Genomic DNA, 19951 nt, shown 5'->3' on the forward strand with positions numbered 1-19951 from the left:
GGCGATAGCAGGGCTTCGCCGATCAGGACTAGAGAAAAGATGCCCGGAAAATACGGGACGGGAGGTTGGTTTTGGAAATGAGTGTCAACGAGGAGACCAGGGAAATCCGGCGCCGGTCCTGGCGGGATGTCGACCTGCGTGCGGTGGCGCCTTTCGTCGCCCTGGCGCTGCTTCTGATCGTCGGAGCCCTGGTCAATCCCAATTTCATCGGCATCACCAACCTTGCCAATGTCGCGACGCGCAGCGCCTTCATCGCCATCATCGCGGTCGGCGCGACCTTCGTGATTTCGGCCGGTGATCTCGACCTGTCGGTGGGCTCGATGGTGGCCTTTGTCGCCAGCCTGATGATCCTGCTGATGAATTCGGGCGCCATCGAAAACCCGGCCCTGATGCTGACGGTTGCGGTGGTCTTCACGATGGTCGCCGGTTCGCTTTGCGGTCTGGCGAACGGCCTGATTACCACGGTGGGCAAGATCGAGCCTTTCATCGCGACGCTCGGCACGATGGGCATCTATCGCGGTCTGACGACATGGCTGTCGCAGGGCGGCGCGATCACCCTTCGCTCCGCCGATATCCAGACGCTCTATCGTCCTGCCTATTTCGGCAATATCGCCGGCGTGCCGGTGCCGATCGTGGTGATCCTGGCGGTGACGGCGGTTGCGGCCTTCATCCTCTATCGCACCCGCTATGGGCGCCACGTCGTCGCTGTGGGATCGAACAGCGATGTCGCCCGCTATTCGGGTATCGCGGTCAACCGTGTGCGGACGATCGCCTTCGTCATCCAGGGGCTCTGCGTCGCCATCGCCGTGCTGCTCTACGTGCCCCGTCTCGGCTCGACGTCGGCGACGACAGGCATCCTGTGGGAGCTGCAGGCGATCACCGCTGTCGTGGTCGGCGGCACGGCGCTGAAGGGCGGCGCCGGCAGGGTCTGGGGCACGATCTGCGGCGCGTTCATTCTCGAGCTCGTCGGCAACATCATGCTGCTTTCGAATTTCATCAGCGAATATCTGATCGGCGCCATCCAGGGTGCGATCATCATCATCGCCATGTTCGTCCAGCGCTCGCTGGTGCGCAAATCATGATCTGACCGCTTGCCTTTGACCGGGTTTACAGGGCGTCCGGTCCGGTATGGAAAAGTCCCTGAAATCATTGGGAGGAAATAACATGCGGAAATTGATGTTGGGTCTCGCGGTTGCGGCGGTGACGTTCGCCGGCACCGCTTACGCCCAGGACAAGAAATTCACGATCGGCGTCTCCATCCCGGCCGCCGACCACGGCTGGACCTCGGGCGTTGTCTTCCATGCCGAACGCGTCGCCAAACTGCTGATGGCCGAACATCCCGGTCTCAACGTTATCGTCAAGACCTCGCCGGATGCCGCAAGCCAGGCAAACGCCGTGCAGGATCTCGAGACGCAGGGCATCGACGCCCTGGTCATTCTGCCGTCAGATCCGGATCCGCTCGTCAACGCCATCAAAGAAGTCAAAGGCAAGGGCAAGTTCGTCGCCCTCGTCGACCGTGCGCCGAGCAACAACGACAATTCCGTGCGCGACCTCTATGTCGCCGGCAACAACCCGGCGCTCGGCGAAGTCGCGGGCAAGTACATTGCCGAAAAGACCCCGGAAGCTGAGGTCGTTATCATCCGCGGTCTGCCGATCCCGATCGACCAGCAGCGCCAGGACGGTTTCGACAAGGGTATTGCCGGCTCCAAGGTCAAGGTTCTCGACCGTCAGTACGGCAACTGGAACCGCGACGATGCTTTCAAGGTCATGCAGGACTACCTGACGAAATACCCGAAGATCGATGTCGTCTGGTGCCAGGACGACGACATGGCAGTCGGCGTGCTGCAGGCGATCGAGCAGGCCAAGCGCACCGACATCCAGTATGTCGTTGCCGGCGCTGGCTCCAAGGACATGGTCAAGAAAGTCATGGACGGCGACAAGCTGATCCCGGTCGACGTTCTCTATCCGCCGGCAATGGTCGGTACGGCCATGGAACTGACGGCGGCGGCGCTCTACGATCAGGTGCCGGTCCACGGCAGCTACATCCTCGATGCAACGCTCGTCACCAAGGAGAATGCCAAGGACTTCTATTTCCCCGATTCTCCGTTCTGATCATCGATCGGAAAGATGCGCCCATTCGTCAGGGATGGGCGCATTTTTTATGCGTCCATACCGTGCCCCGCCGAAAATGCTGCACGTACCTCTTGCTCGCCAAAGCCCATCATGATTAGCTCGCGGCCATATCGGATCTGGCTTCGCGCCAAATCGAGAGCCAAGGGCGAGGAGGCGCCTTGCGCCCGCCAAATTGCGTGCTACAACACTTCAGAAACGTTTACGGTCGATATTCAGGGAGGAATCTGACATGAAGACGATCAAGGGCCCCGGCCTTTTCCTTGGCCAGTTCGCGGGCGATACCGCTCCTTTCAATTCCTGGGACGCCATCACCAAATGGGCGGCCGACATCGGTTACAAGGGCGTCCAGGTGCCGACCTGGGCCAGCCAGCTGATCGATCTGAAAAAGGCTGCCACATCCAAGGATTATTGCGACGAATTCGCCGGCAAGGCCCGCGAAAACGGCATCGAGATCACCGAACTCTCCACCCATCTGCAAGGCCAGCTCGTCGCCGTTCACCCGGCCTATGACGAAGCTTTCGACGGCTTCGCCGCACCCGAGGTGCGGGGCAATCCGAAAGCTCGCCAGGAATGGGCGGTCGAGCAGGTCAAACTGGCGCTGACGGCATCGAAAAACCTCGGCCTCAAGGCGCATGCGACCTTCTCCGGCGCGCTTGCCTGGCCCTTCATCTATCCCTGGCCGCAGCGTCCTGCCGGTCTGGTCGAGACGGCCTTCGACGAACTTGCCCGCCGCTGGACGCCGATCCTCAACCATGCCGATGAAAACGGCATCGACGTCTGCTACGAGATCCACCCGGGCGAAGACCTGCATGACGGCATCACCTTCGAGATGTTCCTGGAGCGGGTGAAGAACCATCCGCGCGCCAACATGCTCTACGATCCGTCGCACTACGTCCTGCAGTGCCTCGATTATCTCGACAATATCGACATCTACAAGGACCGCATCAAGATGTTCCACGTCAAGGATGCGGAGTTCAATCCGACCGGGCGCCAGGGTGTCTACGGCGGCTACCAGGGTTGGGTGGAGCGCGCCGGCCGGTTCCGCTCGCTCGGCGACGGCCAGGTCGATTTCGGCGCGGTTTTTTCCAAGATGACAGCCAATAATTTCGACGGCTGGGCCGTGGTCGAATGGGAATGCGCGCTGAAACATCCGGAGGATGGCGCCCGCGAAGGGGCCGAATTCGTGGCCGCCCACATCATCCGCGTCACGGAAAAGGCCTTCGACGATTTCGCCGGCAGCGGCACGGACCAGGCGGCGAACCGGCGGATGCTGGGGCTTTAAGATATAGGTCTTACCGCGAGGCTGCCCCTCACCCTAACCGTACCGGGGTCGAGCCACTCGTCTCGACCCGTCCTTCGGACCCCCGTTCTGACGGGGAGAGGGGACGTGCCTTGCGAGAGTGGGTCAAACGGAGAGGGTGCGCCACAGTCCCTTCGCCCCGTTTACGGGGAGAAGGTGGCGGCAGCCGGATGAGGGGCACGCATCCGCACCAAGTTTAAATTTCAGGAGGACAGAATGGCAATCGAAGCATCATCCGAACAGACCCGCGAGCCGCGCATCCGGCTCGGCATGGTGGGCGGCGGCGCGGGCGCGTTTATCGGCGCGGTGCACCGTATCGCGGCCCGCATCGACGATCAGTACGATCTTATCGCCGGGGCGCTGTCGTCGACGCCCGAAAAGGCGGTGCAGTCCGGCCGCGATCTCGGCCTCGATCCGTCGCGGACCTATTCCAGCTATCGCGAGATGGCGATCCGCGAGGCGAAGCTGAAGAACGGCATCGAGGCGGTGGCGATCGTCACGCCGAACCATGTGCACTACGATGCGGCCAAGGAATTCCTGAAGCGCGGCATCCACGTCATCTGCGACAAGCCGCTGACATCAAACCTTGCCGATGCGAAGAAGCTGAAGAAGATCGCCGACGAGAGCGGCGCGCTCTTCGTGCTGACGCATAATTACACCGGCTATCCGATGGTCCGCCAGGCGCGCGAGATGATCGCGAACGGCGAACTCGGCGATATAAGAGTCGTCCAGGCCGAATATCCGCAGGACTGGCTGACGGAAGCCGTCGAGCAGACCGGCCAGAAACAGGCGGCCTGGCGCACCGATCCGGCGCAGTCCGGCGTCGGCGGCTCCACAGGCGATATCGGCACGCATGCCTATAATCTCGCCTCCTTCATATCAGGCCTGGAACTCGACAGCCTGGCCGCCGATCTCGACAGCTTCGTTCCCGGCCGGCGGCTTGACGACAATGCCCATGTCATGCTGCGTTTCAAGGCGAAGGGCTCGGAGAAGCCGGCCAAGGGCATGCTCTGGTGCAGCCAGGTGGCGCCTGGCCATGAAAACGGCCTGATGGTCCGCGTCTACGGCAGCAAGGGCGGGCTGGAATGGACCCAGAAGGACCCGAACTATCTCTGGTACACGCCATTCGGCGAACCGAAGCGGCTGATCACCCGGGGCGGGGCCGGGTCAGGCGCGGCCGCCGGCCGCGTCTCGCGCGTGCCATCAGGGCATCCTGAAGGTTATCTCGAGGCCTTTGCGACGATCTATACCGAAGCCGCTCATGCGATCAATGCCCGCAAGAAGGGCAAGGCCATCGACAAGGCTGTGGTCTACCCGACGGTGGATGACGGCGTGAAGGGCGTGGCCTTCGTCGAGGCTTGCGTCGCGTCTTCCAAGAAGAACGGCGCATGGGTCAAGGTCTGAGTCTATCGATCCCGGTTGCCCAATGAAAAAACGCCGAGGCGGCCTCAAATCGCCTCGGTGTTCTTGTTTATGGTCGATCAGGCCGCGGCCGTGCGGCCGCGCTTCAGCAGGTTGTCGACGCTCAATGGTCCGGCGCCTGCCGCCACCAGACAAAGAAACACGAAGCAGAACAGGATCGCCGCGACGCCGCCATTCTGCGCGGGGTAGATGCCTTTCGACGCATGCCCGATGAAATAGGCAAAGGCCATGAGGCCTGAGAGCACGAAGGCGGCGATCCGGGTCTGGAATCCGACCAGGACCAGGAAGCCGAGGGTGAGTTCGATCAGACCGGCAACCCAGGACAGCGAGCCGACGGGCGGTACGCTTGCTGCAACCGGAAAATGCAGGATCTTCTGCGTTCCGTAGCTGAACAGCACGAGTGACGAGACGATGCGCAGCAGGCTCAGCAGGTGGGGCTGCAGCAGATGGATCGAAGACAGCATCGGATTCCTTTCATGTTTGATATCTTGGCTGTGTCGGGAATCGCGGGCTCGACAGCAAATCACGACTGCTGACATTCGCGTTATGAGAGCAGTCACATGCGGAAAGTGCGGCAGCTCCGGGCGACGGAACGGTGCAGTTGCCGCTGCTCTGTTGCCGTAACTGTAACGTTGCAGTTTTTCTTCTTCCGGGCCTGTACTTTGCTTTCCGGCTTGGCTAAATCCCGACCAACGGTCAGCCAACAAGGTGAAGGACGGGGTTTCCAGATGATCGATGCGAAGATGCTTGCAGCCCGCCTTCCAGGCGATTTCACCTTCGGCGTTGCCACCGCCGCCTTCCAGATCGAGGGCGCCAGCAAGGCCGATGGCCGCAAGCCATCCATCTGGGATGCCTTCTGCAACATGCCCGGCCGCGTCTATAATCGCGATAACGGCGACGTTGCCTGCGACCACTACAACCGGCTGGAGCAGGACCTCGATCTCATCAAGGAGATGGGTGTCGAAGCCTATCGCTTCTCGATTGCCTGGCCGCGCATTATCCCGGACGGTACGGGTCCGGTGAACGAGGCCGGCCTCGATTTCTACGACCGGCTTATCGACGGCTGCAAGGCGCGCGGGATCAAGACTTTCGCGACGCTCTACCACTGGGATCTGCCGCTGCTGCTTGCCGGCGACGGCGGCTGGACGGCGCGCTCGACCGCCTATGCTTTTCAGCGCTATGCGAAGACGGTGATGAACCGCCTCGGAGACCGCCTCGACGCCGTCGCGACTTTCAACGAGCCCTGGTGCATCGTCTGGCTGAGCCACCTCTACGGCATTCATGCTCCGGGCGAACGCGACATGCAGGCGGCCCTGCATGCCATGCATTACATGAACCTCGCCCACGGCCTCGGCGTCGAGGCGATCCGCGCCGAAGCGCCCAACGTGCCCGTCGGCCTTGTGCTCAACGCCGCCTCGATCATTCCCGGCTCCGACAGCCCGGCCGATCTGGCAGCCGCCGAACGTGCGCATCAGTTCCACAACGGTGCCTTCTTCGATCCGGTCTTCAAGGGCGAATATCCGAAGGAGTTCGTCGAGGCGCTCGGTGATCGCATGCCTGTTATCGAGGAAGGCGACTTGAAGCTGATCAGCCAGAAGCTCGACTGGTGGGGTTTGAATTACTATACGCCCGAGCGTGTCACCGACGATGCCGAACGAAAAGGCGATTTCCCCTGGACGGTGAAAGCGCCGCCGGCAAGCGACGTCAAGACCGATATCGGCTGGGAAATCTATGCGCCGGCATTGAAGCTCTCGGTCGAGGACCTTTATCGCCGCTACGACCTGCCGGAATGCTACATCACCGAAAACGGCGCCTGCGACAACACCGGCGTCGTCGACGGCGCGGTCGATGATACGATGCGTCTCGATTATGTCGGCGACCATCTCGATATCGTGGCCGACCTGATCAAGGACGGTTATCCCCTGCGCGGCTATTTCGCCTGGAGCCTGATGGACAATTTCGAATGGGCGGAAGGCTATCGCATGCGCTTCGGCCTCGTCCATGTCGATTATCAGACGCAACTGCGCACGGTGAAGAACAGCGGCAGGTGGTACAGCGAACTCGCGGCGCAATTCCCGAAGGGCAATCACAAGGCGGGTTGATCGTTGCCCTCAGGCAGCGGGCACCAAGATCTGCAGCGGTTGCTTAAACGTTTTTGAACCCTTGACTGGCAAAGTCCGACGGTCAGGGAGCCGTGATGCAGACAGCCGGAAAATCGCAGAGCAAGGGATCGGGAATAGGCCGTCACATCACCGTCACGGGCGTGCTCTTCTCCTTCGCCGTCATTGTCGCCGTCGTCACCTTCATGGTGCTGACGGCGCTCGAACGGGTGGCCGAAAATGCCAATCTCCTCGATGACGAGCGCTCGCGCGAAACGACGATCGGCGCGGTAAAGACCTTCGAGGATCAGCTCGGTGCGACGCTCGACGATTACGCCGCCTGGGACGATGCCGCCCTCAATGTCTACGCGCCTGATGGTAGGGCCTGGACCGTGAGCAATTATGGCGAAATGTCCGCCAACAGCTCGCTGTTTGACATGGCCATCGTCATCGATGACGAGAAGAAGGCGATCATGGCCTATCGCGATGGCAAGCCGATGGAGGAGCCGCTCACGGATTTCTTCACGCCGTCGCTCTGGACCCTCTTCGAGACGGTGAAGGCCGCCGGCCCGACCGGTACTCCGCAGGCGGTTGGCTTCGTCACCACCAGAAGGGGTATTGCGGCTGTCGGCGTGGCATTGGTGCGGAAAAAATCCGGTGCGCTTGACGTGCCCGCCGGCCAGCACCGTTATCTGGTTTTCGCCCGCCATCTCGATAACGACAGGGTGGCGGCGCTCGGCCAGACCTATGTCATCGGCGGGCTGAGGCTGGCGCCGGCGAACTTCGAGGCCGATTATTTCGTGCCGATCGCCGACCCGGCGGGGGTGACGCTCAAGAAGCTCGTCTGGACCTCGCGTTCGCCTGGTGATGTCGGCTATGCACAGGTGCGGCCGATGGTCATTCAGGCGCTCGGTCTCGTAGGGCTGTTCTTCGTGGTGCTGCTGGTCATCGGTTGGCTTGCCGGCCGCAGGCTGAAAAGCGAGGAAAACAACGCCCGCGAAGAGGCGCTGCGCGACCGGCTGAGCGGCCTTTCCAATCGCGATGGTCTCGGGCTCGCCGTCGACCGGTTTGTCGTCGAGGCGCGCCAGACCAAGCGCAACGTGCTGCTCCTCTATCTCGATCTCGATGGTTTCAAGGAAGTTAACGACAGTTATGGCCACGGCACCGGCGACCAGTTGATCCGCGCCGTCGCGGCCGGGCTCGACGTGCTCATTCCGAAAGGGGCGGTCCTCGCCCGTATCGGCGGCGATGAATTTGCAATCGCCTTTCTCTCCGACGGCGAGAATGCCGCCGCACTGCAGCTTGCCGAGCAGATCCTTGATTTTCTTGTCGAGCCGCTGGAGATCGGCCGCCGCGTCGTCGTCGTCGGGGCCAGCATCGGCATCGCCATGTCGTCTCTCGGTACGATCGGGCGGGAAGAACTGGTGCGCCGCTCCGACCTTGCCATGTACAAGGCGAAGGAGGCCGGCCGCGCGCGCATGATGCTTTACGATCCGTCGATGGATGCGGATCGAGAGCAGCGGAATGCGCTGGAGCTCGATCTCAGGATCGCCATCGAAAGCGGCGACTTGACGCTCGCCTACCAGCCGCTGATCGATGCAAGCACACATGCGATCACCGGCGTCGAGGCACTGGTGCGCTGGAACCGTCCGGGCCATGGCCCTGTATCGCCAGAGCTGTTCATCCCGATCGCCGAAACCAGCGGCCTCATCGAATCGCTCGGCCTGTTCGTGCTGCGCAAGGCCTGCGAGACGGCCAAGCAGTGGCCGGAACTCAACGTCTCGGTCAACGTCTCGCCTGGCCAGTTCCGCAATCCGGCCTTCGCCGACTATGTGCGCTACGTGCTGAAGCAGACGGAGATCGAGACCGGGCGCATTACGCTTGAGATCACCGAAGGTTATATGATCCAGAACCCGCAGCGCACCCGCCAGTCGATCGAACGGCTGAAGGCGCTCGGGGTCAAGGTGGCGCTCGACGATTTCGGCTCCGGCTTCTCCTCGATCGGTTATCTCCGGCAGTTCGGCTTCGACCGGATCAAGATCGACCGCTCGCTGGTGATGGGTGTCAACGAGGACAAGCGCCAGCGCGAGATGCTGCAGGCGACGGTGGCGCTTGCCCGCTCGCTCGACATTCCGGTGACGGCCGAAGGCATCGAGACCGAGGAGCAGGCCATCGCCATGCGCCTCTTCGGCTGCGATTGCCTGCAGGGCTATTTGTTCGGAAAGCCGGTTACATCAGACCTGATCACCGAGATGCTGAACGAGCGGCGTGCAACGCCGCCGCCGGCGGCTTGGCGCCGCATCGGCGCTGCCTGATCTTCAGACAGCAGGCTTGATCCACACGGAATTCGGCTCAGCTGCCGATATGCCGCTGGCCGCGCTTTTTGGCGAGGGCGATCTGGTGCTGCCGCTGACGGTAGCGCAGCCGGTCTTCTTCCGTGCGCTTGGGATAACAGTGGCTGCAGGAAACGCCTTCCTCGTAGAGCGGCGAGGTGATCTCTTCGGCGGTGATCGGGTTGCGGCACGCATGGCAGAGCCGGTGTTCACCTTCCTTCAGCCCGTGCTCGACCGACACGCGCTCGTCGAAGACGAAGCAGGCGCCGTCCCAGAGACTTTCCTCCTGCGGCACGTCCTCCAGATATTTCAGGATGCCACCCTTCAGATGATAGACCTCGTCGAAGCCCTCAGCCTTCATGAAGGCGGTGGCCTTCTCGCAGCGTATGCCGCCGGTGCAGTACATAGCGATCTTCGGCTTGTTGTGCAGACCGGGATTCTGACGCACCCATTCCGGAAACTCACGGAAGCTCTTGGTCTTCGGGTCGAGCGCGCCGCGGAAGGTTCCGATCGCCGTCTCGTAGTCGTTGCGGGTGTCGATGACGATGGTGTCGGGATCGGAAATCAGAGTGTTCCAGTCCTTGGCCGCCACATAGGTGCCGACCACCTTGTTGGGGTCGATATCTTCGACGCCCATGGTGACGATTTCCTTCTTCAGCTTCACCTTCATGCGCAGGAAGGGCATTTTCGAGGCGCGGCTTTCCTTGTGCTCCAGGCCCGAAAATTCCGGCTGGGCGCGCAGGAAGGAAAGCACGGCGTGAATGCCGGCATCCGGGCCTGCGATCGTGCCGTTGATGCCTTCATGCGCCAGGAGCAGCGTTCCCTTGACGCCGTTCTCTTCGCAAAGCGCCTGCAGCGATGCCTGCAGGCTGGCAAAGCGCGGCACGGAAACGAAATGGTAGAGTGCCGCCACGAGGAACGGGCTGGTATGTGTGAGGCTGTCGGTCATGTGCCCGGAAATACAGAAAATCGGCCGGCCGCGCAATTGCCTTCGCCAGCGGCGGCCGTGACGGATAGCGCTGCCTCTTAACTCCCGGCCGTCAGCCAGAGAAGTTCGATGCGCTGCGCTTCCTCGTCTGGATCATCGGTGAAGACGGTTTCGGCTTTGACAAGCGCTTGCCGCCGGTCTTCCTGCTGGCGGAAGATGATGGCATCGAGAAGATGGGCCAGGTCGTCGTTGCGGGTGAAGAGCTGCGGTTCGGCCTCGACGAGTTCGGAGAGCACGGCGAGATCGTGGATATGGCCGAGATCCTCGACGAGTTCCTTGGCCGCATCGCGCTTGGCCTTCATCGCGCCAGGCCAGGCATCGCGCAAAAGGCCGTGATAGAGCCGGTAGTCGTAGGTGCGCTTGCGCAGAGAGTGGAAGTCGTCGGCCGATGCCTCGCCGTGGCAGGCCGCCAGTGCTGCCTTCGCCTTCCGCGCGGTTCGGCGCCAGCTCTTCGCCAGCTTGCGGGCATTCTTGCGATGGCCGCCATCAAAATAGACTCCATCCAGGGCAGCGATCGCCTCCTGCAGAATGCCGGAGGTTTCCGTCAGCCGCTGTTCCAGGTCGCTTTCGGCATCCGCCATCCAGTCGCGGCGTCCTTCAAGAATCGTGACGATGCGGGCGAGCGCCTCGCTCTCCTCCGGCCCACGGGCCGACTGCTGCAGATATTGCGCGGTGCCGATGAGAGCGGCCGCATCGCGGATCGCTGACAGCGACTGCGCGGCATCGCGCAGCCTGGCGTTTTCCTGGGCCTGGAAATCCGGTACCTCGCGGGCGACGAGGCGGTAGAGCGAACGCAATCGTTTCAGGTTCTTGCGGAAGGCATGGATCGCTTCATGGGCGCCGTTCGGCCGTTCCTCGAGAACCGCGGCGGCGCGTTCCAATTGCTCCGTCGCGACACTGCGGAACTCGTCGGTGAAATCGGCGTCAGGCCGAATGCGATAGGCCATGCCTGTCGTGCTCGTATTCTGTGGCAAGGGCCTGATTGGAATAGCGGAAATCGCCGGTCACTTCGCGGCCGAGCCAGCTGGGCAGGGCGGGATTATCGGTTTCGGCCGTCATCTCCACCTCAGCGATGACAAGCCCGCGATGTTCGCCGGCAAAGACGTCGACCTCCCAGACGAAACCCTGATGCGGGACGCGGTAGCGCGTCTTCTCGATGACGATGCCGATCGCGTTCTGCAACAGCTCTTTGGCATCGGCGATCGGGATGTCGTACTCGAATTCGTCGCGGGTGATGGCGCTGCGGCCGATCTTGATCGTCAGCTTGGCTTTCCTGTCGTCGAGGATACGAACCCGGACGGAACGGTCGTCCATCGAAGCGATGTAACCCTGCCTTAGGACAGACTTCGCCTCGACGGCGGAACGCCATCCATCGCTGCGTACAAGAAACTTCCGCTCGATCTCTTTCGCCATATCGGTGAACCTTTTGTGACGATTGCGGCACGGTAGACCAATTTCCACGCATTTCATACCCATCTTGTCAAATGGTCTGGTTTTATCTCGACAAGGGTCGGTGGGGGCGTTATTCGGGATCCGAATTCAATCGTTTCAAGGAAGTCGCACGACCATGGGCGAGAAAACAGAAAAGCTCCTTTCCATCCTGAAACTCCAGCCTGTCGTTCCGGTCTTGATCGTCGACGATGCGAAGTCGGCGGTATCGCTGGCCCGCGCGCTCGTCGCGGGCGGCCTGAAGGCGATCGAGATCACCATGCGCACGCCGGCGGCACTCGATGCCGTGCGCGCCGTCGCCGCCGAGGTCGAGGGTGCCGAAGTCGGCGCCGGCACGATCCTGAATGCCGCCCATTGGCAAGCCGCCGTCGAGGCCGGCTCGAAGTTCATCGTCAGCCCGGGCACGACACAGGAACTGCTCGATGCCGCCGCCGATTCCGATGTGCCGCTGCTTCCGGGGGCCGCGACCGCCAGTGAAGTCATGGCTTTGCGCGAAGAAGGCTATCAGGTGCTGAAATTCTTCCCGGCGGAGCAGGCCGGTGGCGCGGCCTTGCTGAAGGCGCTCTCTTCGCCGCTCGCCGGCACGCTGTTTTGCCCGACCGGCGGCATTTCGCTGAAGAACGCCAATGATTATCTGTCGCTGCCGAACGTCATCTGCGTCGGCGGCTCCTGGGTGGCGCCGAAGGAACTGGTCGCAGCCGGCGACTGGGCTGGCATTACCAGGCTCGCGGCAGAAGCGGCGGCACTGAAGGCCTGAGTTTCGGCAGGGGTGGGGTCGGCCTTCGGGCATAAACCCCACTCCTCAATTTGTATTTCCTCCGTCGCAAACCTATGTACGTCTCCAGCTTCAAACAGGGAGACGACGAGGAATGTTCGACGCAAAGAAGCTTCTCGACCAGTTCTTGGGTTCGCAGGTGCCGGGTCTTGGCGGTTCGGTCCGCGACAGGGCGGGCGACGCCGTTCAGACGGCTAAAAACAACCCGCTGGCGACAGGTGCGATTGCAGCCGCGCTTCTCGGCACCAAGACCGGCCGGGGTATTGCCGGTAATGCGCTGGCGATCGGCGGTCTTGCCGCCATTGCCGGCCTCGGCTACCAGGCCTACAAGAATTACCAGGCGGGGCAGGCGCCCGCAGCCCCTTCGGATGCGCCCTCGGCCAACAATCCGGTTCTGCTGCCGCCGCCTGTCGAATCCGGTTTCGGGCCGGCGTCGCCTGCCGGCAGCAATGAATTCGTGCTGGTGCTGATCCGCGCGATGATCGCCGCCGCCAAGGCTGACGGTCATATCGACGATGCCGAACGCGCCCTCATCATGGACAAGGTCAAGGCCGCCGATGTCAGCGGCGAGGCGGCGGCCTTCATCGAGCGCGAACTCGCTTCGCCGACGGATCTCGATGCACTCGTTGCCGCCGCAAGGACGGAAGAACAGCGCGTCGAACTCTACACCGCCTCGCGGCTCACCATCGAGCCGGATTCGCGCGCCGAGCGCGGTTATCTCGATCTGCTCGCCGGCCGGCTCGGCCTTGCCGACCAACTGGTCGACCATATCGAGGCGACGGTCTCCTCCGCCAAGGTGACCTTGTCACAGTGACATCGAAAGCATGTCGCGCAAAAGTGTGCAGCGGTTTTGCGAAAACGGCATGCGTTGGAAATAAGACCTAAAGCGCGAGGACCGAATCTGAAAGATTGCGGCGCGCTTTAGGCCGGTTGCCTTTGTCGGGCGGCTGGCCTATCCACTCTTCCGAACAGGGGAGTGAACATGCGCGATCTTGCAAATTTCAAAGGCTGCCCGGCGCCGAAGCCGGTCACGCTGAAGGGCCGTTTCGTCACCGTCGAACCCTATCGGCGCGCGGAGCATCTTGAGGCCTTGTGGGACGGGCTCGGCGGCATGGGCATCAACCCGCTGCTTCTCTATTTCGCGCAGGACGATTTTTCCGGGATCGACGATTTCGCCAACTGGCTGGAAACTGTCTACACGAAGTCCGGCTGGCTCACCCATATCTTCCGCGACAACGCCACCGGCAAGATTGTCGGCATGGCGAACTATATGCGCGCCGACCCGGCAAACGGCGTCGTCGAGATCGGCGGCGTGGCGCATGGTCCTGAGATGAAGCGGTCGCCGCTTTCCACCGAAGCGCATTATCTGATGGCCAAGCACGTCTTCGAGGAACTCGGCTACCGCCGCTACGAATGGAAATGCGACAATAAGAACGAGGCGAGCAAGACGACGGCCGCGCGTTACGGCTTCAGCTTCGAGGGCGTCTTCCGCCAGCACATGATCTCCAAGCATCGCAACCGCGACACCGCCTGGTTCTCGATGATCGATGCCGAATGGCCGATGATCAACGATGCCTTCGAGGCCTGGCTTTCGCCGGGGAATTTCGACGCCGAGGGCAACCAGATCCGCCGCCTGCAGGATATCCGCGCCGATCTCGAAAAGGAAAGGCTCGCATGAGCCCGGAAAGCCGTTCGCAGGCGATTGCCGCCGGCATCATCTTGCTCGGCGCCAGCCTCGTCATCTATTTCCTGCCGACCATCGTGCTGTGGATCGGCAATTTCTCGCCGACGCTGGCGATTGCCGTCGGCGTCTGCCTGATCCTGGCGTTCTTTGCAGTCTTCTGGCTGCGGGCGCGCTACCAGCGCGGCCGGGAGAAATAGGCCGACAGCATTGAGCGTTCGCAATTCCCGGCAAAAGCGTTTCACGCTTTGCCTGGCAAAGCCGCTGCGCACCTTTGCTGGAATTGTTAGCCCTGCAGCGAGGCCCCGAGCAGCAGGGCGCCCATCGCTATGACAAGCACGGCGCCGAGGATTTCGATGGCGTTGCCGATCCAGACCGAGGCGGTCGAGCCGCGTCCGGAGAGGCGGACGGCGGCACTCTTGGCGGTGACGGCAAGGGTGGCAAGCAGGGAAACGGTGATCGCCGTGCCGAGCGACATGGCCGCGACGGAAAGCACGCCGCCGAGATAAAGTCCGTTCAGCAGCGAGAAAGTCATGACCAGCAGCGCGCCGGAGCAGGGGCGAAGGCCGACGGCAACGATCGCCGACCAGGCCTCGCGGGCACTGAACCTGTCGCCGGAAAGCATGGCCGGATCTGGCGCATGGGCATTGCCGCAAGTCTCGCAGGCCATGCCGGGAACGAAGGTGTGGCCGGCTTCGACGGCCTGCGCCTTGCCGTTGAAGGCATAGGTTTGGCGTTCGGCGGCATTGTCCTTCCAGTCGAGCATCATGCTGACCGGACCGGCAGAGGTGGCCATCAGCCGGCGGCGCGGCATGTTGGCGACCATCGAGCGCAGTTTGCGCAACAGCAGCCAGCCGCCGAAGAGGATGACCATGACGAAGCTTGCGATCTCCATCGCGTGGGTGGCCGCCGTCAGGGTGATGCCGGTGCCGCGCAGCACCAGCCAGGCGCCGCCGACCAGCGCCACGGCGACTGCGCCCTGAATGAAAGCCGAAATGAAGGAAATCACCACGCCGCGCTTCAGCTCGATCTCGTTGGCGATCATGTAGGAGGAGATGACCGCCTTGCCGTGGCCGGGGCCGGCGGCATGGAAGACGCCGTAGGCGAAGGAGAGGCCGATCAGCGATGCCAGCTGCCACGGATCCTGGCGCATCGCCTTCAAGGCATCGGTCAGCGCCCGGTAAAAGGCCTGCTGTTCATAATTCACATAGAGCAAGAGCGGTGCGAGCGGCCCGCCGGTCGGCTGGAAACTCGGCTCCGCCGTGCCGATGCCGAGCGGCGACTGCGCATGGGCAAGACTTGCCGCCGTCAGGAGCGCGAGGACTGCAGCGGAAAGGGCGAAGGGCAGGCGTTTCGTCAGCATGTGACCTCCAGCCGGGTGGCGAAGAGTTTGGACATGTTGGTGCCGGTGGGATCGTTGAAGAAGGCGTCGGTCAGCGACTGCTTGTTCTGCGAGATCACCTGGTCGGCATCAGGTCTTACCACCTGATGCTTGCAAGCCTTGAAGCCGTCGCCGACCATTGAAAGTTCGTTGTCTGTCGGAAAATCGATCGAGGTATAGAGCGACGGGTCGTAGACGCCGAAGGTGAGCCTGCCCTTGAGCGGCATCTTCTCCGCCGGTTTCACCGCAAAGAACATCAGCAGCTGACCGTCCTTGTAGTCGACATGGATGATATCGGGCTTCTGGACGGTGATATTCTTCCCGTTGATCGTCAGGTTCATGTAGTAATCGTATTCGGCAAGCGACTGCTTCACCGTCTTCCCGACCTCCGCGAGTTCGTTCGGCTCCAGCTTCAGGTCGGTGTTCTTGTCGAAATCCATGACCACCGAGGAGGAGAAGACCTCGTCGAAGCGCCAGACATTGCGCAATTCTTCGACGCTGCCGTCCTTGTCGGCCACGACCTCGAGGCGAGCCTCCACGAAGATGTGCGGATGGGCAAAGGCGGCGGCCGGCGTCAGCGAAAGAAGCGCGGCCATCAGTATCGTCGAATATCTCATCTATCCCGCTGCCCTGTTCGGTGACCCTGACTTCTTGCCAGAAATTGGGACGGAATTGGGACCGGGCTCCGCATCGGATTCGCGGAACCGGAGGCTGAAGCGGGACGGAATGTCGCATCGCTCCATAAGGGTGGCATTACGGATGCTTCTTGAACCAGTTGTGCAGGTAGTCGACGAAGATCCTCACCTTGGCCGGCAGGTAGCGCCGGTGCGGATAGACGGCGTAGATGCCGCGGTCGGTCGGGAGGTAGTCGTTGAACAAAGTTACCAGTTCGCCGCTCTCAATCGGTTTGCGGGCGATGAAATCCGGAATGAGGGCGATGCCGATGCCGACGAGGGCTGCGCGCAATGTCGCATGCGGACTGTTGACCTCGATCGGTCCGGAAACGGCGACGGCGAACGAGGTGTTGTCGGGATTGTGGAAGCGGATGCTCGCCTGGCTGCGCGCATTGGTATCGATGATGAAGGGGACGTTGGAAATATCGGTCGGATGCTCGATGTTCGGATAGCGCTCGAGAAATTCCGGGGTAGCGCAGAGATGGACGCGGAAATCCGAGATCTTGCGGGCGATCATGCCGGAATCCTCAAGCTTGGTGACGCGGATCGCCACGTCGAAGCCTTCCTCGATCAGATCGACGAAGCGGTCGTCGGCGGCGATCTCCAGCGAAAGATCGGGGTTCTCCTTGGAAAAATCGATCAGCGACTGGCCGACATCGGCGTCGACGAAGGTGCGCGGCACCGAGATGCGCAGCCGTCCCTTGAGCTGGGCATTGTTTTCGCGCACGAGATCGGCGAGGTTGTCGATCTCCTTGAGGATATCGGAAGCGGTGCGGTAATAGGTATGGCCGGCCTCGGTCATCGAGAACTGCCGGGTGGTACGATTGAGCAGCAAAGCGCCGAGCTCATCCTCCAACTCGCGCACATATTTGGAGAGCAGCGCCTTCGAGCGGCCGGTGCGCCGGGCGGCGGCGGAAAAGCCTTCGGCCTCGACGACATCGATGAAGGCGCGTATGCGGGTCAAGGTATCCATGGCACCCCTCCAGGCTGTTTCGGAATATTGAACAAATTGGCTTGTTTTGTTCAATTATTTTTTTGGCCCCGAGGTCAAAAAAACGCTTGATTATGAATGCGAATATTCTTATTTCCCACTCAGCCCAAAGTCGCACGTGCCCATGGGTGTCCGCCGAACCCTCGAATTGGTGAGGAAATCGGTAAGGTACCTGGAATTAACCCCTCCAGTCGCTATTCCGGCCAACCGGAAAATGCGAGGACGCCTGAAGCAACGACGGTGCGGGCCTTTTTGTTCTCTCCCTGCTTTCCATCAGCGGGGGTTACTGAAGAGGCACACCATCATTGCCGGAAGTGCGGTTGGGATTCTCCCTCCAATCCATGGCAGACAAAGCCGAACTTACACCGCATCCGCGGCGTTGGTTCACTATCCGCGCATCGAGCGCTTGCTATGGTTCCGGGGTCTCCACCGGCTGGTTCCAATGCGAGTTCCCGTATGCCCTTTGTCCTCCGGTTCATGCCGGAGCTCTGGAATTGGAAGAGGGAATCGATATGACCACCCAGCGCATCCGCGACTTTCTCGCAACCCGACGTCCCGACGGTCCCTGCCTCGTGGTTGACCTCGACGTCATCAGAGACAATTTCCACGCTTTCCGTCACGCCATGCCGGACAGCGCCATCTACTACGCCGTCAAGGCCAACCCGGCCCCGGAAGTGCTGAAGCTGCTCGCCAGCCTCGGCTCCAATTTCGATTGCGCATCCGTTGCCGAAATCGAAATGGCGCTCGAAGCCGGTGCGACCGCCGCCCGCATCTCCTATGGCAACACGATCAAGAAGGAACGCGACGTTGCCCGTGCGCATGCGCTCGGCGTCAGCCTCTTTGCCGTCGACAGCCACGAAGAAGTCGAGAAGATCTCGCGCGCCGCTCCCGGCGCCCGCGTCTTCTGCCGCGTGCTGACCGATGGCGAAGGCGCCGAATGGCCGCTGTCGCGCAAGTTCGGCTGCGTGCCGCAGATGGCTGTCGACGTTCTCGTCTACGCCCATCAGCTCGGCCTGCAGTCCTACGGCGTCTCGTTCCATGTCGGCTCGCAGATGACCAAAGTCGATGCCTGGGATTCGGCACTCGCCGATGCCAAGCGCGTCTTCGTCTCGCTCGCCAAGCAGGGCATCCACCTGCAGATGGTCAACATGGGCGGCGGCTTCCCGACCAAGTACCTGCGCGACGTTCCGTCCGCAGAAGCTTACGGCAAGTCGATCTACCAGGCGCTGCGCACGCATTTCGGCAACCAGATCCCGCAGACGATCATCGAGCCGGGCCGCGGCATGGTCGGCAATGCCGGCGTCATCAAGGCTGAAGTCGTGCTGATTTCGAAGAAGTCGGACAATGACGATGCGCGCTGGGTTTTCCTCGACATCGGCAAGTTCGGCGGTCTCGCCGAGACGATGGACGAAGCCATCCGCTATCCGATCCGCACGGAGCACGACGGCGACGAGATGGAGCCCTGCGTCATCGCCGGCCCGACCTGCGATTCGGCCGATGTGCTCTACGAGAAGAACCTCTATCCGCTGCCGATCTCCCTTTCGATCGGCGACGAAGTCCTGATCGAAGGCACCGGCGCCTATACGACGACCTATTCGGCGGTCGCTTTCAACGGTTTCGAGCCGCTGAAGGCCTACGTCATCTAAGGTCGTTTCCGCCGGCCCCGTAACCAGCCGGGGCGGCAACTTCACAATTTTCCTTCATCGCCGCTGATAACGGTATTGGGTACGGGAGGCCAAGATGGCCGCTGTTCTTGATTCTGTCCGCGCATTCTTTGCGCCCACCACTTTCGCCATCGACGCTGAGAATCCCTCGGATGTCGTTGCCCGTGAAAACCTGCTCGACCGCGTCATGGGCTCGGATCGCCGCAAGAAGTCGTCGGAGAAGATCCGCCGCAATCGCGTGCCGGCCGAGGGCCTCGCGCTCGTCGCGCGCGATCGCGACGGCCATGTCATCGGCTCGGTGCGGCTCTGGAACATCGAAGCCGGCGTCAACGACGAAGGTACGCCGATCAATGCGCTGCTGCTGGGGCCGCTCGCCGTTGCGCCGCATTGCGGCGGCAAGGGCATCGGCTCGGCGCTGATGCGCGCGGCGATCCTCGAAGCAAAGAAGCGCGGGCATGGCGCCGTCCTGCTCGTCGGCGATGCTGCCTATTACGAGCGTTTCGGCTTTTTTGCCGAGAAGGCTCGCCATCTTGTCATGCCAGGCCCGTTCGAACGCTCGCGCTTCCTTGCGCTCGAGCTCACGGAAGGCTGGCTTGACGGCGCGGCCGGCATGATCGTCCCTTCAGGACGCATGCTGGCCAGCGCGCCGGTTCGCCGCGCCGCCTGAAGCCAATGCGTGTCGCCGGGACGTGTGCAGCGGTTCCGGGATAACGACATCATAAAACGAACAGCTGAAGCGCGTCGCATGAATCAAATTTGATGCGACGCGTTTCCATCCAGGCCGCGCAGCTTGCGCTGCGCCAGCCCGGCTTCGCCTTGCCCCAGCCTTCCGCGTCGTAGCCCTTGTCGGCGCGCCGCGCTACGCCTTCGCCGCGCAGCCAAATTCCCTCCCCATCTCTGCCAGATTGAATCGCTTGCGTGGACATTGCGTCTCCGTCCGCTCAATCCGCACTGGCGAAAAATCTGCGATGATCGGGCGTCTTGCCGGCTTCCATAACGCGACGCGTGGCAAGCCGGGTTTTGAGGAGAGCGTCATCGGAGCCGCGGACACCCATCTGGTC

20 protein-coding genes are annotated in these 19951 nt (G+C 62.0%); 12 read left to right on the forward strand and 8 right to left on the reverse strand.

Annotated elements, in window-relative coordinates:
• The first annotated feature begins 77 nt into the window (after positions 1-77).
• From CO667_RS09660 to CO667_RS09675, 4 genes are all read left to right on the forward strand, one after another.
• Positions 78-1082, forward strand: a complete 1005-nt coding sequence (locus tag CO667_RS09660; protein WP_097618175.1) for an ABC transporter permease — start codon at positions 78-80, stop codon at positions 1080-1082.
• 82 nt (positions 1083-1164) lie between these two features.
• Positions 1165-2112 (forward strand): substrate-binding domain-containing protein, encoded by a 948-nt coding sequence (locus CO667_RS09665; RefSeq protein WP_097618176.1) that lies wholly within the window; start codon positions 1165-1167, stop codon positions 2110-2112.
• Between the two features lie 250 nt (positions 2113-2362).
• Entirely contained in the window at positions 2363-3415 is a 1053-nt protein-coding gene (locus tag CO667_RS09670; RefSeq protein WP_097618177.1) for a sugar phosphate isomerase/epimerase, read from the forward strand.
• Positions 3416-3649: 234 nt separating this feature from the next.
• The gene (locus CO667_RS09675) at positions 3650-4837 is read left to right on the forward strand and encodes a Gfo/Idh/MocA family oxidoreductase (RefSeq protein ID WP_097618178.1); all 1188 of its coding nucleotides are present in this window, start codon (positions 3650-3652) and stop codon (positions 4835-4837) included.
• A 77-nt stretch (positions 4838-4914) separates the two neighbouring features.
• On the opposite strand, the gene CO667_RS09680 is transcribed toward CO667_RS09675, so the two are convergent.
• On the reverse strand, positions 4915-5319 hold the full coding sequence (locus CO667_RS09680) for a DoxX family protein (protein ID WP_097618179.1): 405 nt from the start codon (positions 5317-5319) through the stop codon (positions 4915-4917).
• Positions 5320-5583: 264 nt separating this feature from the next.
• On the opposite strand from CO667_RS09680, the gene CO667_RS09685 reads away from it, so the two are divergent.
• Complete coding sequence (locus CO667_RS09685) at positions 5584-6957, forward strand: GH1 family beta-glucosidase (protein ID WP_097618180.1); 1374 nt, start codon at positions 5584-5586, stop codon at positions 6955-6957.
• 95 nt (positions 6958-7052) lie between these two features.
• Positions 7053-9269 (forward strand): EAL domain-containing protein, encoded by a 2217-nt coding sequence (locus tag CO667_RS09690; protein ID WP_097618181.1) that lies wholly within the window; start codon positions 7053-7055, stop codon positions 9267-9269.
• Positions 9270-9306: 37 nt separating this feature from the next.
• Here the strand turns inward: CO667_RS09690 and CO667_RS09695 are convergent, their stop codons facing one another.
• The 3 genes from CO667_RS09695 to CO667_RS09705 all read right to left on the reverse strand — a co-directional run bounded on the left by CO667_RS09695 (position 9307) and on the right by CO667_RS09705 (position 11688).
• A complete protein-coding gene (locus tag CO667_RS09695; protein WP_097618335.1) occupies positions 9307-10236 on the reverse strand; it encodes a rhodanese-related sulfurtransferase in 930 nt (309 codons plus the stop codon).
• Positions 10237-10313: 77 nt separating this feature from the next.
• Positions 10314-11222 (reverse strand): CHAD domain-containing protein, encoded by a 909-nt coding sequence (locus CO667_RS09700; protein ID WP_097618182.1) that lies wholly within the window; start codon positions 11220-11222, stop codon positions 10314-10316.
• The gene (locus CO667_RS09705) at positions 11200-11688 is read right to left on the reverse strand and encodes a CYTH domain-containing protein (RefSeq protein WP_097618183.1); all 489 of its coding nucleotides are present in this window, start codon (positions 11686-11688) and stop codon (positions 11200-11202) included. The genes CO667_RS09700 and CO667_RS09705 overlap by 23 nt, the downstream gene beginning before the upstream one ends.
• A gap of 154 nt (positions 11689-11842) precedes the next feature.
• Here CO667_RS09705 and CO667_RS09710 point away from each other — a divergent pair, with 154 nt between their 5' ends.
• From CO667_RS09710 to CO667_RS09725, 4 genes are all read left to right on the forward strand, one after another.
• The gene (locus CO667_RS09710) at positions 11843-12481 is read left to right on the forward strand and encodes a 2-dehydro-3-deoxy-phosphogluconate aldolase (protein WP_047616308.1); all 639 of its coding nucleotides are present in this window, start codon (positions 11843-11845) and stop codon (positions 12479-12481) included.
• Between the two features lie 112 nt (positions 12482-12593).
• A complete protein-coding gene (locus tag CO667_RS09715) occupies positions 12594-13313 on the forward strand; it encodes a tellurite resistance TerB family protein (protein ID WP_097618184.1) in 720 nt (239 codons plus the stop codon).
• Between the two features lie 168 nt (positions 13314-13481).
• Positions 13482-14177: a GNAT family protein gene (locus CO667_RS09720; RefSeq protein WP_097618185.1), complete on the forward strand. Its 696-nt coding sequence runs from the start codon at positions 13482-13484 to the stop codon at positions 14175-14177.
• A complete protein-coding gene (locus CO667_RS09725; protein WP_097618186.1) occupies positions 14174-14380 on the forward strand; it encodes a hypothetical protein in 207 nt (68 codons plus the stop codon). The genes CO667_RS09720 and CO667_RS09725 overlap by 4 nt, the downstream gene beginning before the upstream one ends.
• A gap of 86 nt (positions 14381-14466) precedes the next feature.
• On the opposite strand, the gene CO667_RS09730 is transcribed toward CO667_RS09725, so the two are convergent.
• From CO667_RS09730 to CO667_RS09740, 3 genes are all read right to left on the reverse strand, one after another.
• Complete coding sequence (locus CO667_RS09730; RefSeq protein WP_097618187.1) at positions 14467-15543, reverse strand: nickel/cobalt transporter; 1077 nt, start codon at positions 15541-15543, stop codon at positions 14467-14469.
• Positions 15537-16178: a DUF1007 family protein gene (locus tag CO667_RS09735; RefSeq protein WP_097618188.1), complete on the reverse strand. Its 642-nt coding sequence runs from the start codon at positions 16176-16178 to the stop codon at positions 15537-15539. Before CO667_RS09735 ends, CO667_RS09730 begins: the two co-directional genes overlap by 7 nt.
• Positions 16179-16314: 136 nt before the next feature.
• Positions 16315-17208: a LysR family transcriptional regulator gene (locus CO667_RS09740; protein ID WP_097618189.1), complete on the reverse strand. Its 894-nt coding sequence runs from the start codon at positions 17206-17208 to the stop codon at positions 16315-16317.
• A 530-nt stretch (positions 17209-17738) separates the two neighbouring features.
• Between CO667_RS09740 and odc2 the strand changes: the two genes are divergently transcribed.
• Complete coding sequence (gene odc2, locus CO667_RS09745) at positions 17739-18872, forward strand: ornithine/lysine decarboxylase (RefSeq protein WP_097618190.1); 1134 nt, start codon at positions 17739-17741, stop codon at positions 18870-18872.
• Between the two features lie 94 nt (positions 18873-18966).
• Entirely contained in the window at positions 18967-19557 is a 591-nt protein-coding gene (locus CO667_RS09750) for an N-acetyltransferase (protein WP_097618191.1), read from the forward strand.
• A 49-nt stretch (positions 19558-19606) separates the two neighbouring features.
• Here the strand turns inward: CO667_RS09750 and CO667_RS09755 are convergent, their stop codons facing one another.
• Positions 19607-19816 (reverse strand): hypothetical protein, encoded by a 210-nt coding sequence (locus CO667_RS09755; protein WP_097618192.1) that lies wholly within the window; start codon positions 19814-19816, stop codon positions 19607-19609.
• Positions 19817-19951: the final 135 nt, after the last annotated feature.

Source organism: Rhizobium sp. L43 (assembly GCF_002531725.1).
In the GTDB taxonomy this organism is placed as follows: domain Bacteria; phylum Pseudomonadota; class Alphaproteobacteria; order Rhizobiales; family Rhizobiaceae; genus Rhizobium.

Coding starts and splice junctions, on each gene's coding strand:
- CO667_RS09730 (WP_097618187.1), bottom strand. CDS start 15,543: ATGCTGACGAAACGCCTGCCCTTCGCCCTTTCCGCTGCAGTCCTCGCG.
- CO667_RS09690 (WP_097618181.1), top strand. CDS start 7,053: ATGCAGACAGCCGGAAAATCGCAGAGCAAGGGATCGGGAATAGGCCGT.
- CO667_RS09695 (WP_097618335.1), bottom strand. CDS start 10,236: ATGACCGACAGCCTCACACATACCAGCCCGTTCCTCGTGGCGGCACTC.
- CO667_RS09715 (WP_097618184.1), top strand. CDS start 12,594: ATGTTCGACGCAAAGAAGCTTCTCGACCAGTTCTTGGGTTCGCAGGTG.
- CO667_RS09660 (WP_097618175.1), top strand. CDS start 78: ATGAGTGTCAACGAGGAGACCAGGGAAATCCGGCGCCGGTCCTGGCGG.
- CO667_RS09735 (WP_097618188.1), bottom strand. CDS start 16,178: ATGAGATATTCGACGATACTGATGGCCGCGCTTCTTTCGCTGACGCCG.
- odc2 (WP_097618190.1), top strand. CDS start 17,739: ATGACCACCCAGCGCATCCGCGACTTTCTCGCAACCCGACGTCCCGAC.
- CO667_RS09700 (WP_097618182.1), bottom strand. CDS start 11,222: ATGGCCTATCGCATTCGGCCTGACGCCGATTTCACCGACGAGTTCCGC.
- CO667_RS09740 (WP_097618189.1), bottom strand. CDS start 17,208: ATGGATACCTTGACCCGCATACGCGCCTTCATCGATGTCGTCGAGGCC.
- CO667_RS09705 (WP_097618183.1), bottom strand. CDS start 11,688: ATGGCGAAAGAGATCGAGCGGAAGTTTCTTGTACGCAGCGATGGATGG.
- CO667_RS09755 (WP_097618192.1), bottom strand. CDS start 19,816: ATGTCCACGCAAGCGATTCAATCTGGCAGAGATGGGGAGGGAATTTGG.
- CO667_RS09680 (WP_097618179.1), bottom strand. CDS start 5,319: ATGCTGTCTTCGATCCATCTGCTGCAGCCCCACCTGCTGAGCCTGCTG.
- CO667_RS09675 (WP_097618178.1), top strand. CDS start 3,650: ATGGCAATCGAAGCATCATCCGAACAGACCCGCGAGCCGCGCATCCGG.
- CO667_RS09710 (WP_047616308.1), top strand. CDS start 11,843: ATGGGCGAGAAAACAGAAAAGCTCCTTTCCATCCTGAAACTCCAGCCT.
- CO667_RS09750 (WP_097618191.1), top strand. CDS start 18,967: ATGGCCGCTGTTCTTGATTCTGTCCGCGCATTCTTTGCGCCCACCACT.
- CO667_RS09720 (WP_097618185.1), top strand. CDS start 13,482: ATGCGCGATCTTGCAAATTTCAAAGGCTGCCCGGCGCCGAAGCCGGTC.
- CO667_RS09725 (WP_097618186.1), top strand. CDS start 14,174: ATGAGCCCGGAAAGCCGTTCGCAGGCGATTGCCGCCGGCATCATCTTG.
- CO667_RS09665 (WP_097618176.1), top strand. CDS start 1,165: ATGCGGAAATTGATGTTGGGTCTCGCGGTTGCGGCGGTGACGTTCGCC.
- CO667_RS09685 (WP_097618180.1), top strand. CDS start 5,584: ATGATCGATGCGAAGATGCTTGCAGCCCGCCTTCCAGGCGATTTCACC.
- CO667_RS09670 (WP_097618177.1), top strand. CDS start 2,363: ATGAAGACGATCAAGGGCCCCGGCCTTTTCCTTGGCCAGTTCGCGGGC.